Below are 13,815 nucleotides of genomic sequence, written 5' to 3' on the forward strand. Positions count from 1 at the left end.
CGGCACACCGGCCCTGGGATTCTCCTACTTGGACGCTCCGACCAGTTTGGCGTCGGGTGACACCGCGTACCATGTCCCCCCGACACCCTGCCCGTTGGTGTCTCCGGGCCTGACGTCGCCGGAGAAGGTGTAAATCGGCCAGCAGTCGAGCGTCTGTTGCTTGATACCGTCGGGCCGGTCGAAGGTGACATAACCCTTCGTCGTGATGTCCTCCACCTCATTCTTGGCCACAGGTTCGACCACGGGCCACTTCTTGAGGCAGTCATCGGCGCATGCTGATTTCATCGGCCACGCAGTGTCCTTCTTGAACCGGTACACGGTCATTCCGCGCTTGTCGACGACGATGTCGCCGAGTTTCGGGTCCTTGCGGACCGAAAGTCCCGCGAGGCCGGCCGGCTCCGCGGCGCCGCCCGCTCCGGCGTTCACGGCGGCGGCCTTCTTCCCGTCGGGTGCGGCGGCGAACCACGTGCCGCCGACGCCCTGCCCGTTGACGTCTCCCGGACCGGTGTCCTTGGCGTACCGGTACATCGGCCAGCCCGCGACCGTCAGTTGCCTGCTCCCGTCGGCGCGTACGACCGATCCGAGCAGTGCGGCGTCGGTACCCGCCGCGGCGACCGCGTTGCCCGCGGCCACGACCGGCCAGGTCTTCGCGCACTCGCCCTCGCAGTTCGACGCGGGTGGGTTCGCGGTGTCCTTGTCGAAGCGGTAAAGCGTGAAGCCCGCGCTGTCGGTGAGCACCTTTCCCAGGTTCTTGCTGTTCCGGACGGCGAGCTGCCCGGCTTCCTCGGGCGGGGCCGCCTCTCCTGCGGCGGTGTTCCCTGCGGTGTCCGAGCCGTAGCCGCCGTCGGAGCCGTATCCGCCGTCGGCCGGCTGCTCGGCGGGGACGGCGTTGCCCACGACCTGCCCGTTCGGACCGGCGGTGCCCTTCTCCTGACCGCACGCCGCCGTCAGGGCGAGCAGGGCCGTCGCCGTCACCGCGAGCGAGGCGTTGCGCCAGGTGTTCATGTCGACTCCCGTTGTCCGTATGCCGGTTGCGACGCGAGCCCGCGCCGTTCATGGCCCTAGGTACGGGTGGCCGGCCCCTCCGCGTTCAACGGGACGCCCAGAATGTTTCCCTGCCCGCAAACGCGAACCGAACAAGGTCCACACCATCAGGGGAACCCTCGCCCGTCCGGGCGTGTCCGGCCCGGGCCGGGCCGATGATCCCGCTCGTGTACGGATCTCGCATCGGGCGGCTCTCGGCAGCCGCCGCACTCGTTTGGCTGTGCGCGGTGCCCGTGCCCGCGACCGGTGACAGCTGCGCGGTCGCCTCCACCGGGCAGGACGACGGCAGTTCGTCGGTCGCCGTGGCAGGCGGGGGGAGCTGTAAGCCACCGCCTCCCGAGCCGCCTCCACCCCCGCCTCCGGAGCCTCCGCCGGCTCCCCCTCCACCACCACCCCCTCCGGAGCCACCACAGCCTCCTCCGCCTCCTCCGCCTCCTCCCCCGCCGCCGGCTCCTGAGCCACCACCTCCTCCGCCTCCTCCCACGCCGCCTCCACCTGCCCCCGAGCCACCACCACCGCCGCCGCTCCCAGCCCTCGCTCCGCCGGAACCGAAACCCGCGCCGCCGCCCTCGGCGCGCCCGAAGCCCCCTCCGCCCAGGACCGTGGCCCTTCCCACCTACCGCAATACCGCCCGTAAAGCACCGCGAAGCGGCCCGTCCCTGGTCTCGCTCACCCTGCTGATCACCGCTCCCGCGGTATTCGCAGTCGCCGTTCTGCGGCCGCGCTCGTCCCGTTGATCCACGGAGATACTGCATGTCGGAATGGCTTGTTCTGACCATTGCCATGGCCTCGGCCTGCGCAGTCGTGCTCACCATCGCGGTCCTCAACAACCGGCGCATCGGCGAGGACGACGACCCGTCCGAGACGCCGGACGTCATCGAGTACATGACGATGATGATCGGCGTGGTGTACGCGATCGTCCTCGGCCTCGCCATCGCGGGCGTCTGGGAGGGGCGCAGCGCGGCCCAGGAGTCCGTACGCCTGGAGGCCCAGGCCCTGCACGAGGTGAGCGCACGCTCCTCCGTCTATCCGGTGGAGGTCCGCGACCGTATCCGCGCCGATGTCGATGCCTATGTCGCCTATGTGATCGACGACGAGTGGAAGGCCATGACCGATACCGGGAGCCTCACGGAGCGGGGCACCCGGCTGCTGGACCGCGTCCGGGCCGATGTGACCGAGTACCAGCCGCGGACCGATCACGAGGGGCAGGCGTACCAGCCACTGGTGGACCAGGTGGCCGCGGCCGATGACGCACGCGGCTCCCGGGGGCAGAGCGCGGGGGCCACGATGCCCGGGGTGGTGTGGTTCGGCCTGATCACCGGGGCGATGGTCACGGTGGGGCTGATCTTCACGCTGCAGATCCGCAGAACGTTCCGCGAACTGCTGCTCGCGGGCCTCTTCAGCGTGCTGATCGCCTTCCTGCTCTTCCTGATCTGGGACTTCGACTCACCCTTCGGGCGGGGCATCTCGGCCACCACCGCACCGTTCGTCGATCTGTTTCCGGACGCCGCTCGCGATTAGGTCCTGTCTGGAGTTCCCCCGCGGCGTCGCGGCGTCCGGCACCGCCGCCTCCGGCGTTGTCGTCAGTCGCGAGGGCTCCGCCATCGCTCCCTCCTCCGCCTTGGATTCGACGGCACCGGACGCCGCTCCTTCTCCCGCGCTGGAACTCCAGACAGGACCTAGCCACCGGACCCCCGCCCTCCCCCGGCCGGCACCTCTCCGGTGCGCCCGGCCGGGGGACAAAGGTGCCCCATTCGCCGGACCCCGATCGCGGGTGATATGAGGCACTTCTAGCGTTTCGGGCATCGAGGTGCATTTCTGCTGCTATGTGGAAACCGTTCCGCAACTGCTCCTCGGGGACCCGGAGGATTCACCATGCGCGCGATACGTGTCGCACCCACTGCCCTGCTCGGCTCCGTCGCTCTCGTCCTGACGGCCCCGGCCACGGCCGCATACGCCGCCACGAACGGCCCGGACACGTCGTTCACCCCGTCGGTCACCCCCTCGGTGATAGCGCCGGGCGGCCAGGTCACCCTGGGCGCCATGGGGTGCGACGTGGCCGCCACCGCGTCATCGGGCGTGTTCGACACGACGACGATCCCCAGTGGGCAGTCGGCCACGGCCACGGTCGACTGGGACGCCAAGCGGGGGGCGGTCTACGAAGTGCGGTTCAGCTGCGGCGGCACCGTCCGCATGGTCGACCTGACCATCACGGGCGGTGCTACGAGTACACCCACGAGGACACCCACGAGCACGCCCACCAGGACCGCTCCGGCCAGTCCCACCGCGGTCGCCCCCAGTGGGGTGCAGGGCGGTCTGGGCGGCAGCGTCGACGGCATCGACGCCGGCGAGGTCGCTGCCGGCGGCGCCCTGGTGCTGGCAGCCGCGGGCGGCGCCGTGTATGTCATGCGCAAGCGGCGAGGCAGCCACTGACCGGCCCATGAACCGCCGGACGCACGACAGTCGCCCCGGGTCCTGATCCAGGACCCGGGGCGACGGGCGTATCGGGCCGGGCGGGAGGTTCGACGCCCTAGACGGCCGCATGACCGGTCCGCCGGCGACGGACGATGAAGACGGCGCCACCGATGGCCGACGCGGCCACCAGTCCACCACCGATCTGCATCTCGACCGAGCTCGGGCCCATGGAGCCGCCGAAACCGCCGTTGGCCCCCTGACCGGCGAGCACGGTGAACTTCTGCGTGGCCACCCGGGGGTTGTCGCTGCACTTCACCGAGAGGTTGTAGTGCCCCGGGGTGGCGTTGGCCCGGATCTGGGCGGTGGCGTATCCGGTGGAACCAGCGGACAGGGTCGTCGTCGGGAAGGCGTTCGACCACACCTTGCCGCCGTGGCCACAGCCCATCGCGCTGACCTGCATAGTGGCGCCCTGGTGCACCGAGAACGGGTTGACGGTGACGTTGGTCGGACCGTTGGTCGCGGCAGCCATCGGCGCCGAGAGCCCGACAGCCGCGAAGGCGGTCGCGGTCACCGCGAGAGCGCGTGAAGCACGCATCGTTGAACCTCCAGCGGGAAGCGCCCCGGAGTCATGTCCTCCGGAATGGATCGACGGTTACGCGTCCCATGACGAACACTCACCAGTTCTTCGGGTTGTCGCACTTCGGCACTGCTCCACCCTGGTGAGCCGACACACCGCGCGGAAGCCAATAAATCTGACGGAGCCGCAGGTCACGGGCCGTCAGAAGTTTTATCTGCTCATTACTCCGAAGGGCCCGATCCGAACGCCTCAAGGGTGACGGGCCCGCTGACACCCTGTCCGGCCGCCACCCGTTCGCCCTTCCCTGATCGCCGTCGCCGCGCCCCGCCCTTAGCGTTCCAATCGTCGCGACGAAGGGAGAACCATGGGCCGGGACCAATGGGGAGCCGAGCGGACCAGGCGCGCGCCGTGGGGCGCGATCGCCCTGGTGCTGCTCACGGGCCTCGCCCTCATGCGGAACGGCACCGATATCGCCGCGGGACCACCGCAGCCCGCGGCCGCCGCCTCGCTGAAGGAGCGTCAGGACCCCGCTGCGGCGCCGCTCGCGGGTGAGCCCGTCCAGCCGCTGCCGTACGCGCCCGCGGCCCGCGTGAAGATCGGCTCGATCCGCGTGGACGCACCGATGATCGATGTGAATCTGGACCCGAACGGCTGGATCGAGGCGCCGCCCCCCGAGGACCCCAACCTCGCGGGCTGGTACCAGAACGGCATCTCGCCCGGCCAGCGGGGCACCGCCGTGGTCGTCGGCCACGTCGACAACAAGTCGGGGCCCGCCGTCTTCTACGGTCTGGGCGCCGTGAAGAAGGGGCAGCGCGTCGAGGTCGCCCGGTACGACGGCCGGGTCGCGGTGTTCGAGGTGTACGGGGTCGACGTCTTCGCCAAGAACGACTTTCCCGGTGCCCGGGTGTACGGCGACACGGGTCATGCGGAGCTCCGGGTCATCACCTGTGGCGGCGCCTACTCGAAGGCCGGCGGCTACGACGGGAACGTGGTCGTCTTCGCCCGGATGGTCGCCACACGCTGAACCGTGAGCGCGCGCTCCCCCGCCACCACCTGTTCACATCCTGTGCGGAACGGTGATGCGGTAGCCGTCGGCGAGCAGTTCGGGCAGGTACCGGCGCAGGGCGGCGACACTCTGCGAACGGTCGCCGCCCGCGTCGTGGGAGAGCACGACGACGCCGGGCGCCGCACCGTCCAGGACCCGGCGGACGATGGTGCCGGTGCCCGGGGCCGTCCAGTCCAGGGTGTCGACGGTCCACGCGAGGGGTTCCATGCCAAGCGCGGCCCCGATCTCGAACGAGTTGCGGTTCCACGCCCCGTACGGTGCCCGGTACCAGAGCGGCGCTTCGCCGAGCGTCTTCTCGACGATGTCGCTGGTACGGCCCAACTCGTCGCGGATACCGGCCCGGGACAGCCCGGGGATCAGCGGATGGGACCAGGAGTGGTTGGCGACGACGTGCCCGTCGTCCGCCATCTCGTGCAGCAGGTCCTGGTTGTCGACGGCCATCTCGCCGCAGACGAAGAACATCGCCCGGACCCGGTGCTTGCGAAGGGTGGCCAGGATGCCCGGGGTGTACCGGGGATCGGGGCCGTCGTCGAAGCTGAGCACCATGGAACGCCCGAGGTCCGGCAGCTCCTCCAGCGGCCTGGTGCGTACAGGAGGCGCGGCCCTCCGGAACCGGGGCGGGGTGCGGTCCGTCATGGGCTGGAGGCGGTACGCCGATGGCCTCGCCCCCGCCTGCGCGGGCGGCCCCGCGGCTCCTCCCCCCGCGGGCGGCGCGCCCCCGGGACGGAGGGGGGTGGCAGCGGGGTCCGCGGCGATCAGGTGCACGGTGGCGGCGGCTCCCAGACCGAGGGCCAGCCGGAGCAGTGCACGTCGGTCCGGTCGTTGCTGAGGCTGCTGATCGGATTTCATGACCAACTGCTCGCACGCCCGTCCACCCGCACGCATCCCCGACACCGTGAGCAGGTCGTTTTGCACCCGATGGGACCAGCGAACCGCCGCTGTTTTGGCACCGGGCCCGGTGGGGGCACTCCTGGCTGCGCGGGCAACTGGGCGGCGACCACGTGCCGGGATGGCCGGCGTCGGACGTCGGGGACGTCGCCGTGGTCATCTGGGGCGACTCCCGCCGGCACGACTCCTGTGTGGTATCGACCGGCTGCGGCGCGGGCCGGCTGCTGGCGACGGAGGTCACTTCCCCATGGTGAGTCCGTCCTCGGCGGCGCCGCGGCCGAGGACGATGTCGCGGATGCGGTCGCGCACCTCGCGGTGGTGGCCGGCGCCCTCGTCGATGGCGGCGTTGAGGCTCACGACCCGGCCCGCGGTCGTGTCGTACCACTGGGGGACGAACTCGGCCTTCTTCACGGTCCAGCGCTTCCCCGGCCGGGCGGGCGGTTCGAAGGTGAAGCGGCCGATGGAGCTCTGGTTGCCGCGCGGGTCCTGGGCCCCTTGGTAGTTGATCATCGCACCGGCGATCTGGTCGCCCATGCCGTAGATGACCCAGGTGCCGTTGACCTTCTCGTACGCCTGCGGGACATGGGCGTGAGTGCCCAGGATCAGGTCGATGTCCGGGCGGCCCTCGGACGTGGCGGCGGTGAGCCGGCGGCCGAGCGTGAGCTGCTTCTCATCGGGTTCGTCCTGCCACTCGGTGCCCCAGTGCAGGGACACGGCCACCACGTCCGCGCCCGCCTTCCGGGCCGCCCGGGCATCAGCGACGATCTTCTGTTCGTCGATCAGGTTGACCGCCCAGGGCCGCCCTTCGGGCAGGGGGATGTCGTTGGTTCCGTAGGTGTACGCGAGATGGGCGACCTTGGCGGCGTGCCGGCCCGGGCCCGCCTTCAGGAGGGTGGGCCGGGCGGCCTCGGCGGCGGAGCGGGCCGAGCCGGCGTGTGCGATGCCCTCCTTGTCCAGGGCGGCGAGCGTGCGGTCGATGCCGCCCGCACCGTCGTCCAGCGTGTGGTTCGACGCGGTGGAACAGGAGTCGAAGCCGGTGGCGCGCAGGCCCTGCGCCACCTCGGGCGGCGATTTGAAGGAGGGGTAGCCGGTATACGGGCCGCCGTCCTGCCCGTACACCGTCTCCATGTGACAGATGGCCAGGTCCGCCCGGGAGACGACGGGGGCGGCGCCCTTGAGCATCGGGCCGAAGTCGTAGCCCAGACCGCCGGCGTCCGCCGCGGCCCGGTCGATGACCGAGGAGTGCGGCAGGACGTCGCCGGCGGCCACGAGGGTGAAGGCACGCGCCTTGTCCGCGGCGATGCCACCCGCTCCCCGGCCTGCCTCCCCGGCGGTCGCCCGCAGCCCGGCCGCCTCGCCCGGGGCCGGAGACTGCTGCGCGCTACACGCTGTTGCCGCGAGCAGCACGGTGACGGCGGCCACGGTGCTCTGTCGGATGCGCTTCGTCATCTGCCCGGCTCCCAGCTCGACTCATTTCGGACGATTGACTACATATATAGTCATATCGTCGAGTCAAGGATCAACGACCCGCGTCTCCGTGAATCGGCCTTTTCGCCGTCGTAGGACCGTTCACCGCACCACTCGCCGCTCCGTGCGACCGCTCGTCGCAGACCTCGGTGCGCTGCCTGTTCCTCCTCGCCCGGATGCGTTCGTATACGGCAGGTGGCAGCGAGGCGGCAGAGCCTCTCCGGGAAGGGACGTTCACCATGACCACGACGAAGACGGGCGAGCGTGCCCTCGCGGATCTCCAGCGGGAACACGGCCCCGCACTGTTCCACTTCCTGCTGGGGCTGACCTTCGGCGACCGGCAGCGCGCGGAGGATCTGCTCCAGGAGACGCTGGTTCACGCCTGGCAGCACCCGGAGGCGTTCGACGCCCCCTACGACTCGATGCGCCCCTGGCTGTTCACCGTCGGCCGGCGCCTCGCCATCGACGCCCGCCGGTCGCGCCTGGCCCGTCCGGCGGAAGTGAGCGACGCCGTACTCGAAAGCGCACCGGCGCCGCAGGACACCGCGGACTCGGCGGTCCGCGCGCTCGATGTGCGCGAGGCGGTGAAGACGCTCAGCCCGGAACACCGCGCGGTGCTGGTGCAGATCTACTTCCGTGGGATGAGCGTGGGCGAGACGGCGCGGGAACTCGGCATACCCGCGGGCACCGTCAAGTCCCGTTCCTACTACGCGCTGCGGCTCCTGTCGCGCAGTCTGCCCGGCTACTCCAGCAGGTCCTCCTCGTTGAGCAGGCCCAGGATGGCGGACGCCTCCGCGACCTCCACATAGGCGCCCGCACAGCCGTCGCAGTGCTGAAGATGCCGGGAGACCCGTACGCACTCCCCGGCGGCGAGCGCGTCCAGGACGTACGCGCCGAGCAACTGCCGCACATGCGGGACCTCGGCACGGTCGGCGTCCATCTCAACCTCGCATCCGTTGAACGAACTTGCTCTTCTGCCCACGCGAGGCATGCGCCCCCGGTTCAATGCTCCCTGAAGCCCAGTACAGAGTATGGAAAGAGGCGAGACGGGATGCGTCCGGAACGCACGGATGGGGCAGGCGGGGACGGGCTGCTGATCCCGATGGCCTGGCTGTACGCCGAGTACCTCGCGGACGAACTGCTGGTGACCGGCGACCTCATGGAGCCGACGACGCTGGAGTACCGGGCCGGGCGGGAGGCGCTCGCCCTGACGATCTTCCTGTCGGACGACGCGGTGGACGACGCGCTGCCCGCAGCGCGGGTGGACGAGTTACGCCTGCTGACGGCGTACGGAACGGCCTGGCGGCCGTGGATCTGCGAGCACCTGGGCGAGCTGGACCGCCGGGCGGCTACCGACGGGCCGCCCGATCCCGGGCTCGCGCTGGCGCGCGCGGCCTGGCGGTGGCTGGAGGAGACCGAGCTGCTCGCCGCGGACCTCGACGCGATCGGCGCGCCGTCCTGGGCGCCGACGGGCCGCGCGGAGGAGGAGGCCGCCCAGGTGTGGACCCCGGCGTGGCAGCTGGGACTGCCCCTGGGCCACCTGGCCGTCCACCTCTACTGACATACCGCGGGCGGAATCAGGAACCGTGCACGCCCGCGCGGTACTTGGGCAGCCGCAGCGTGATCTTCATGCCCGCGCCGACGCCGGTCTCGATGACGAGCCCGTAGTCGTCGCCGTACACCTGCCTGAGCCGCTCGTCCACGTTGAGCAGTCCGATGCCGGTCGAGGCGCCGCCCTCGCCACGCAGGATCTGCCGCAGCCGCTCCGGGTCCATCCCGGTGCCGTCGTCCTCGATGACGACCTCCGCCTCCGACCCGGCGTCCAGGGCGCTGATCCTGATGCGGCTGTCGCTCACGGCTCCTTCGAGACCGTGCTTGACCGCGTTCTCGACCAGGGGCTGGAGGCAGAGGAAGGGCAGCGCGACGGGCAGCACCTCGGGGGCGACCTGAAGCGTGACGGACAGCCGTTCGCCGAAGCGGGCCCGTACCAGCGCCAGATACTGGTCGATCGAGTGCAGCTCGTCGGCGAGGGTGGTGAACTCCCCGTGCCGACGGAACGAGTAGCGGGTGAAGTCGGCGAACTCCAGCAGGAGTTCGCGCGCCTGCTCGGGGTCGGTGCGGACGAACGAGGCGATCGCTGCCAGGGAGTTGAAGATGAAGTGCGGGGATATCTGCGCCCGCAGGGCTTTGATCTCGGCCTCGATGAGTTTCGTACGGGAGCGGTCGAGTTCGGCGAGCTCCAGCTGTACGCACACCCAGCGGGCCACCTCTCCCGCCGCCCGCGCCAGCACCGCCGATTCACGCGGGGCGTAGGCGACGAGCGTGCCGAGCACGCGGTGGTCGACGGTCAGCGGGACGGCGACGGCCCAGCGCAGCGGGCAGTCGAGGTCGGCGCAGTCGGTGTGGAACGCGGTGTCCCGGCCGCCGGCGATGAGCCCCTGGAGGTGCTCCATCACCTCCTTGCCGTGATGGTCCCCTTCGCCGTCCCACACCAGGACCCGGTCGCGGTCGGTGAGGCAGAGCGCGTCCGTTCCCAGCAGGGAGCGCAGCCGCCGCGCCGACCGCCGCGCGCTCTCCTCGGTGAGACCGGCGCGCAGGGGAGGTGCCGCTAGGGACGCGGTGTGCAGGGTCTCGAACGTGGCGTGTTCCACCGGTGTGCCGACGTCACTGGTGCGTACGGGGCGGCCCGTGCGGCCGAGCAGGTAGCCCGTGCCGAACAGCAGCAGGGCGATGACGGTGACCACCGCGATTCCGGCTCCGGTCATCGCTCACGTCCCGAGGTCAGGGCTTCCGGCAGATGGAAGCGGGTCATGGCGGCGTTGGTGCCGGGCGGGATGCGGCCGGGGGTGGCCAGCGAGACGAGGATCATCGCGAGGAAGCCGACGGGTACCGACCAGACGGCGGGCCAGGCCAGGAGGGCGTGCGGCCAGCCGGGCGGGCGTACCGCCCCGCTCACCGTGATGCCCACCGACAGGAGCGCCGAGCCGCCGCCGAGCAGCAGTCCGGCGATCGCACCGGGCGGGGTGAGCCGGCGCCACCAGATGCCCAGCACGAGCAGCGGGCAGAAGGACGAGGCGGAGACGGCGAACGCCATCCCCACCGCGTCGGCGACCGGCACGCGGCTGACGAGCAGCGAACCGGCCAGCGGCACGGCCATCGCGAGGAGGGTGGCCAGCCGGAAGTGTCGTACACCGCGCGAGGGGAACACGTCCTGGGTGATCACTCCGGCGACGGCCATCGTCAGCCCGGAGGCGGTCGAGAGGAACGCGGCGAAGGCGCCTCCGGCGATGAGGGCGCCGAGAAGGTCCCCGCCCAGGCCTCCGATGACCCGCGCGGGAAGGAGGAGCACAGCGGCGTCGGCGTCCCCGCCGTGCATCAGTTCGGGGGCGTACAGCCTGCCCAGCGCCCCGTACACCGGCGGCAGCAGATAGAACGCGCCGACCAGGGCGAGGACGGCGACGGTGGTGCGGCGGGCGTCGCGCCCGTTGGGGCTGGTGTAGAAGCGGACGACCACGTGGGGCAGTCCCATGGTGCCCAGGAAGGTGGCCACGATCAGCCCGTAGGTCGCGTACAGCGGATGGTCGGCGCGGAAGACGGAGAGTTGTTCGTCGAACGAGACCCGGGGGCGGCCGTCGCCCTGCCAGGCCAGGACCAGGAAGATCGCCGGCACGAGGAGGGCGGTCAGCTTCAGCCAGTACTGGAAGACCTGGACGAAGGTGATGGAGCGCATGCCGCCCGCGGCGACGGCTATCACCACGACGGAGGCGACGAGCACGTCGCCGAGCCAGCCGGGCGCTCCGGTGAGGATCTGGAGGGTGAGCCCGGCGCCCTGGAGCTGCGGTACGAGATAGAGCCAGCCCGCACCGACGACGAACACGCTGACGAGTCTGCGTACCTGACGGGATTGGAGCCGCCCCTCGGCGAAGTCGGGCAGGGTGTACGCGCCCGAGCGGCGCAGCGGAGCGGCGACGAACACCAGCAGGACCAGATATCCGGCGGTGTAGCCGACCGGATACCAGAGCATGTCCGGCCCGTGGACGAGGACGAGACCCGCGATCCCGAGGAACGAGGCGGCGGAGAGGTACTCGCCGCTGATCGCCGCCGCGTTGAGGCGGGGCCGTACGGTCCTGGAGGCGACGTAGAAGTCGGACGTGGTGCGCGAGATACGGAGTCCGAATCCGCCCACGAGGACGGTGGCGAGCACGACGAGCGCGACCGCCACCACCGACGCCAGATGGTCGGGCCGGCTCACTGTGCGGGGCGGCCTTCCACGAGCCTGGCGAAGTCCCGCTCGTTGCGCTCCGCACGCCGCACGTACCACCAGGCGGTCAGGGTGAGCGGCGGATACGTGGCGAAGCCGAGCACCGCCCAGACGACGGCGGCACTGTCCAGCGCGGCGAAGACGAGGGGCAGCGTGCCGGCGACGAGGGCGAGCACGCCGAAGGCGGTCAGCCCGGCGCGCAGCTGGCTGCGCATCAGCGAGCGCACGTAGGCACCGCCGAGCGCCGTCTGCTCGTCGATCTCCGACTGGGCGCGGTAGCGGGGCAGCGGGCGCACCCGCCGGGACTCCCCCGTCACCACTTCGCGCCGGGGTGTGGGCTCTGCGGACATGGGGCCGGAGTGTAGGCGCCACGGGAGCGCTCTGGGAAGGGCGGACCCGGGGTCGGTGCTGGTCAGCGGCCGATCTGGCGCATCAGGAGGTCTCTCAGGGAGCGGCTGTGGCGGCGGCTCACGGCGAGTTCCGCCTCGCCGACGCGGACGCTCATGGTGCCGGCGTCGAGGCGGAGTTCGTCGATGCGGTTCAGCGCCACGAGATGACGGCGGTGGATGCGTACGAAGCCCCGCGAGCGCCAGCGTTCTTCGAGGGTGGTCAGCGGAATCCGGACGAGATGGCTGCCGGAGACCGTGTGGAGCCGTGCGTAGTCGCCCTGCGCCTCGGCGTACGTGATGTCGTCGATGGGGACGAAGCGGGTGACTCCGCCCAGCTCGACCGGAATCTGGTCGGTGGCGCCGTCGTGGACGGGCGCGGACCGGTCGCCGACCTGCTCGGCGACGCGGCGCACGGCCTCGGCGAGGCGCTCGCGGCGCACGGGCTTGAGGACGTAGTCGACGGCCTTCAGATCGAAGGCGTGCACGGCGAAGCCTTCGTGGGCGGTGACGAAGACGATGAGCGGGGGCGCGGCGAATCCGGCCAGCAGCTGGGCGACGTCGAGCCCGGTGAGGCCCGCCATGTGGATGTCGAGGAAGACCACGTCGATGGCGGACGGGTCGTCGGGCGCAGCGTCGACGGCACCGCCGATACGGCGCAGCGCCTCGGTGGCCCCGGTGGCTCCTTCGGCGCTGCGGATGCGGGGATCGGCGCGCAGGAGGTAGAGGAGTTCCTCCAGAGCGGGTTGTTCGTCGTCGACGGCGAGTACGCGCAGCATGAGGCCGGAGTTTAGGGGGTGCCGGAAGCGGGCCCTACTTCAGCAGGCGCGAGAGGCGGCGGTCGGCGAGCGGTTTGCCGCCGGTCTGGCAGGTGGGGCAGTACTGGAGCGAGGAGTCGCTGAAGGAGACATCCAGGATCGTGTCGCCGCAGACGGGGCACGGCAGACCGGTGCGCCCGTGGACCCTCATTCCGCTCTTCTTCTCGGCCTTGAGCCTGCCCGCTTCGAGTCCGCTGGAACGCGTGACGGCGTCGGTGAGGGTGGCGCGCAGCGCGGTGTGCAGAACGGTGATGTCGTCCTCGCTCAGACTCGTGGTGAGTTTGTAGGGGGACATCCTGGCCACGTGCAGGATCTCGTCGCTGTACGCGTTGCCGATGCCCGCGATGAGCGACTGGTCCCGCAGGGCTCCCTTGATCCGGCGGCGTTCGCCGGCGAGCAGGGCGGCGAACGCCTCACGGTCGAACGAGTCGTCGAGCGGATCGGGCCCGAGGCGCGCGATGCCGGGCACCTCGGCCGGGTCGTGCACCAGATGGACGGAGAGCCGTTTCGTCGTGCCCGTCTCGGTGAGGTCGAAGCCGTCGCCTCCGGCGAGGACCACGCGCAGCGCGAGGGGGCCCTTGCCGGGCCGTGGCGAAGTGGCGGGAAAGCTGTCCTTCCACTGGAGCCACCCCGCCCTCGCGAGGTGCGTGACCAGGTGCAGGGCCCCGGCGGTGATGTCCAGAAACTTGCCGTGCCGGGCCACGCCCGTGACAGTCGTGCCTTCGAGGGCCGACACCGGCGGGTCGTACGTCTTGAGGACACTGATCGCGAGCGGCAGGACCCGGGTGATCTCCTTGCCGACCAGGTGGTCGCCGAGGAAGACCCGCAGCGCTTGGACCTCCGGCAGTTCGGGCATGTCTCCAGCCTGCCGCAGCACCGGGGCGTACGCCTCC

At 71.0% G+C, this 13,815-nt stretch carries 15 protein-coding genes; 5 read left to right on the forward strand and 10 right to left on the reverse strand.

The window, feature by feature from the left end; genetic code table 11:
* Positions 1–24 precede the first annotated feature (24 nt).
* Entirely contained in the window at positions 25–1,005 is a 981-nt protein-coding gene (locus F0344_RS02100; protein ID WP_185297133.1) for an SCO0930 family lipoprotein, read from the reverse strand.
* 792 nt (positions 1,006–1,797) lie between these two features.
* On the opposite strand from F0344_RS02100, the gene F0344_RS02105 reads away from it, so the two are divergent.
* Together F0344_RS02105 and F0344_RS02110 are read left to right on the forward strand one after the other, a co-directional pair.
* Entirely contained in the window at positions 1,798–2,565 is a 768-nt protein-coding gene (locus tag F0344_RS02105; RefSeq protein ID WP_185297134.1) for a bestrophin-like domain, read from the forward strand.
* 354 nt (positions 2,566–2,919) lie between these two features.
* A complete protein-coding gene (locus F0344_RS02110) occupies positions 2,920–3,477 on the forward strand; it encodes a hypothetical protein (protein ID WP_185297135.1) in 558 nt (185 codons plus the stop codon).
* Positions 3,478–3,574: 97 nt separating this feature from the next.
* On the opposite strand, the gene F0344_RS02115 is transcribed toward F0344_RS02110, so the two are convergent.
* On the reverse strand, positions 3,575–4,054 hold the full coding sequence (locus tag F0344_RS02115; protein ID WP_185297136.1) for a hypothetical protein: 480 nt from the start codon (positions 4,052–4,054) through the stop codon (positions 3,575–3,577).
* Between the two features lie 346 nt (positions 4,055–4,400).
* On the opposite strand from F0344_RS02115, the gene F0344_RS02120 reads away from it, so the two are divergent.
* Positions 4,401–5,060: a class F sortase gene (locus tag F0344_RS02120; RefSeq protein WP_185297137.1), complete on the forward strand. Its 660-nt coding sequence runs from the start codon at positions 4,401–4,403 to the stop codon at positions 5,058–5,060.
* Between the two features lie 33 nt (positions 5,061–5,093).
* On the opposite strand, the gene F0344_RS02125 is transcribed toward F0344_RS02120, so the two are convergent.
* Together F0344_RS02125 and F0344_RS02130 are read right to left on the reverse strand one after the other, a co-directional pair.
* Positions 5,094–5,951: a polysaccharide deacetylase family protein gene (locus F0344_RS02125; protein WP_185297138.1), complete on the reverse strand. Its 858-nt coding sequence runs from the start codon at positions 5,949–5,951 to the stop codon at positions 5,094–5,096.
* 276 nt (positions 5,952–6,227) lie between these two features.
* On the reverse strand, positions 6,228–7,439 hold the full coding sequence (locus F0344_RS02130) for a CapA family protein (protein WP_185297139.1): 1,212 nt from the start codon (positions 7,437–7,439) through the stop codon (positions 6,228–6,230).
* Between the two features lie 257 nt (positions 7,440–7,696).
* Between F0344_RS02130 and F0344_RS02135 the strand changes: the two genes are divergently transcribed.
* Entirely contained in the window at positions 7,697–8,266 is a 570-nt protein-coding gene (locus F0344_RS02135) for a sigma-70 family RNA polymerase sigma factor (RefSeq protein WP_185297140.1), read from the forward strand.
* On the opposite strand, the gene F0344_RS02140 is transcribed toward F0344_RS02135, so the two are convergent.
* Entirely contained in the window at positions 8,200–8,397 is a 198-nt protein-coding gene (locus tag F0344_RS02140; protein ID WP_185297141.1) for a zf-HC2 domain-containing protein, read from the reverse strand. The genes F0344_RS02135 and F0344_RS02140 overlap by 67 nt on opposite strands.
* A gap of 111 nt (positions 8,398–8,508) precedes the next feature.
* Between F0344_RS02140 and F0344_RS02145 the strand changes: the two genes are divergently transcribed.
* Positions 8,509–9,018, forward strand: a complete 510-nt coding sequence (locus F0344_RS02145; RefSeq protein ID WP_185297142.1) for a hypothetical protein — start codon at positions 8,509–8,511, stop codon at positions 9,016–9,018.
* A 16-nt stretch (positions 9,019–9,034) separates the two neighbouring features.
* On the opposite strand, the gene F0344_RS02150 is transcribed toward F0344_RS02145, so the two are convergent.
* From F0344_RS02150 to F0344_RS02170, 5 genes are all read right to left on the reverse strand, one after another.
* The gene (locus F0344_RS02150) at positions 9,035–10,222 is read right to left on the reverse strand and encodes a sensor histidine kinase (RefSeq protein ID WP_185297143.1); all 1,188 of its coding nucleotides are present in this window, start codon (positions 10,220–10,222) and stop codon (positions 9,035–9,037) included.
* Positions 10,219–11,709 (reverse strand): sodium/solute symporter, encoded by a 1,491-nt coding sequence (locus F0344_RS02155; RefSeq protein ID WP_185297144.1) that lies wholly within the window; start codon positions 11,707–11,709, stop codon positions 10,219–10,221. The genes F0344_RS02150 and F0344_RS02155 overlap by 4 nt, the downstream gene beginning before the upstream one ends.
* A complete protein-coding gene (locus tag F0344_RS02160) occupies positions 11,706–12,068 on the reverse strand; it encodes a hypothetical protein (RefSeq protein ID WP_185297145.1) in 363 nt (120 codons plus the stop codon). The genes F0344_RS02155 and F0344_RS02160 overlap by 4 nt, the downstream gene beginning before the upstream one ends.
* A gap of 62 nt (positions 12,069–12,130) precedes the next feature.
* Positions 12,131–12,883 (reverse strand): LytR/AlgR family response regulator transcription factor, encoded by a 753-nt coding sequence (locus tag F0344_RS02165; RefSeq protein ID WP_185297146.1) that lies wholly within the window; start codon positions 12,881–12,883, stop codon positions 12,131–12,133.
* 34 nt (positions 12,884–12,917) lie between these two features.
* On the reverse strand, positions 12,918–13,778 hold the full coding sequence (locus F0344_RS02170) for an Fpg/Nei family DNA glycosylase (RefSeq protein ID WP_185297147.1): 861 nt from the start codon (positions 13,776–13,778) through the stop codon (positions 12,918–12,920).
* Between the last annotated feature and the right edge of the window lie 37 nt (positions 13,779–13,815).

Origin of the sequence: Streptomyces finlayi (genome assembly GCF_014216315.1) — a bacterium.
GTDB lineage: Bacteria > Actinomycetota > Actinomycetes > Streptomycetales > Streptomycetaceae > Streptomyces > Streptomyces finlayi_A.

Coding starts and splice junctions, on each gene's coding strand:
- F0344_RS02100 (WP_185297133.1), bottom strand. CDS start 1,005: ATGAACACCTGGCGCAACGCCTCGCTCGCGGTGACGGCGACGGCCCTG.
- F0344_RS02105 (WP_185297134.1), top strand. CDS start 1,798: ATGTCGGAATGGCTTGTTCTGACCATTGCCATGGCCTCGGCCTGCGCA.
- F0344_RS02110 (WP_185297135.1), top strand. CDS start 2,920: ATGCGCGCGATACGTGTCGCACCCACTGCCCTGCTCGGCTCCGTCGCT.
- F0344_RS02115 (WP_185297136.1), bottom strand. CDS start 4,054: ATGCGTGCTTCACGCGCTCTCGCGGTGACCGCGACCGCCTTCGCGGCT.
- F0344_RS02120 (WP_185297137.1), top strand. CDS start 4,401: ATGGGCCGGGACCAATGGGGAGCCGAGCGGACCAGGCGCGCGCCGTGG.
- F0344_RS02125 (WP_185297138.1), bottom strand. CDS start 5,951: ATGAAATCCGATCAGCAGCCTCAGCAACGACCGGACCGACGTGCACTG.
- F0344_RS02130 (WP_185297139.1), bottom strand. CDS start 7,439: ATGACGAAGCGCATCCGACAGAGCACCGTGGCCGCCGTCACCGTGCTG.
- F0344_RS02135 (WP_185297140.1), top strand. CDS start 7,697: ATGACCACGACGAAGACGGGCGAGCGTGCCCTCGCGGATCTCCAGCGG.
- F0344_RS02140 (WP_185297141.1), bottom strand. CDS start 8,397: ATGGACGCCGACCGTGCCGAGGTCCCGCATGTGCGGCAGTTGCTCGGC.
- F0344_RS02145 (WP_185297142.1), top strand. CDS start 8,509: ATGCGTCCGGAACGCACGGATGGGGCAGGCGGGGACGGGCTGCTGATC.
- F0344_RS02150 (WP_185297143.1), bottom strand. CDS start 10,222: ATGACCGGAGCCGGAATCGCGGTGGTCACCGTCATCGCCCTGCTGCTG.
- F0344_RS02160 (WP_185297145.1), bottom strand. CDS start 12,068: ATGTCCGCAGAGCCCACACCCCGGCGCGAAGTGGTGACGGGGGAGTCC.
- F0344_RS02165 (WP_185297146.1), bottom strand. CDS start 12,883: ATGCTGCGCGTACTCGCCGTCGACGACGAACAACCCGCTCTGGAGGAA.
- F0344_RS02170 (WP_185297147.1), bottom strand. CDS start 13,778: ATGCCCGAACTGCCGGAGGTCCAAGCGCTGCGGGTCTTCCTCGGCGAC.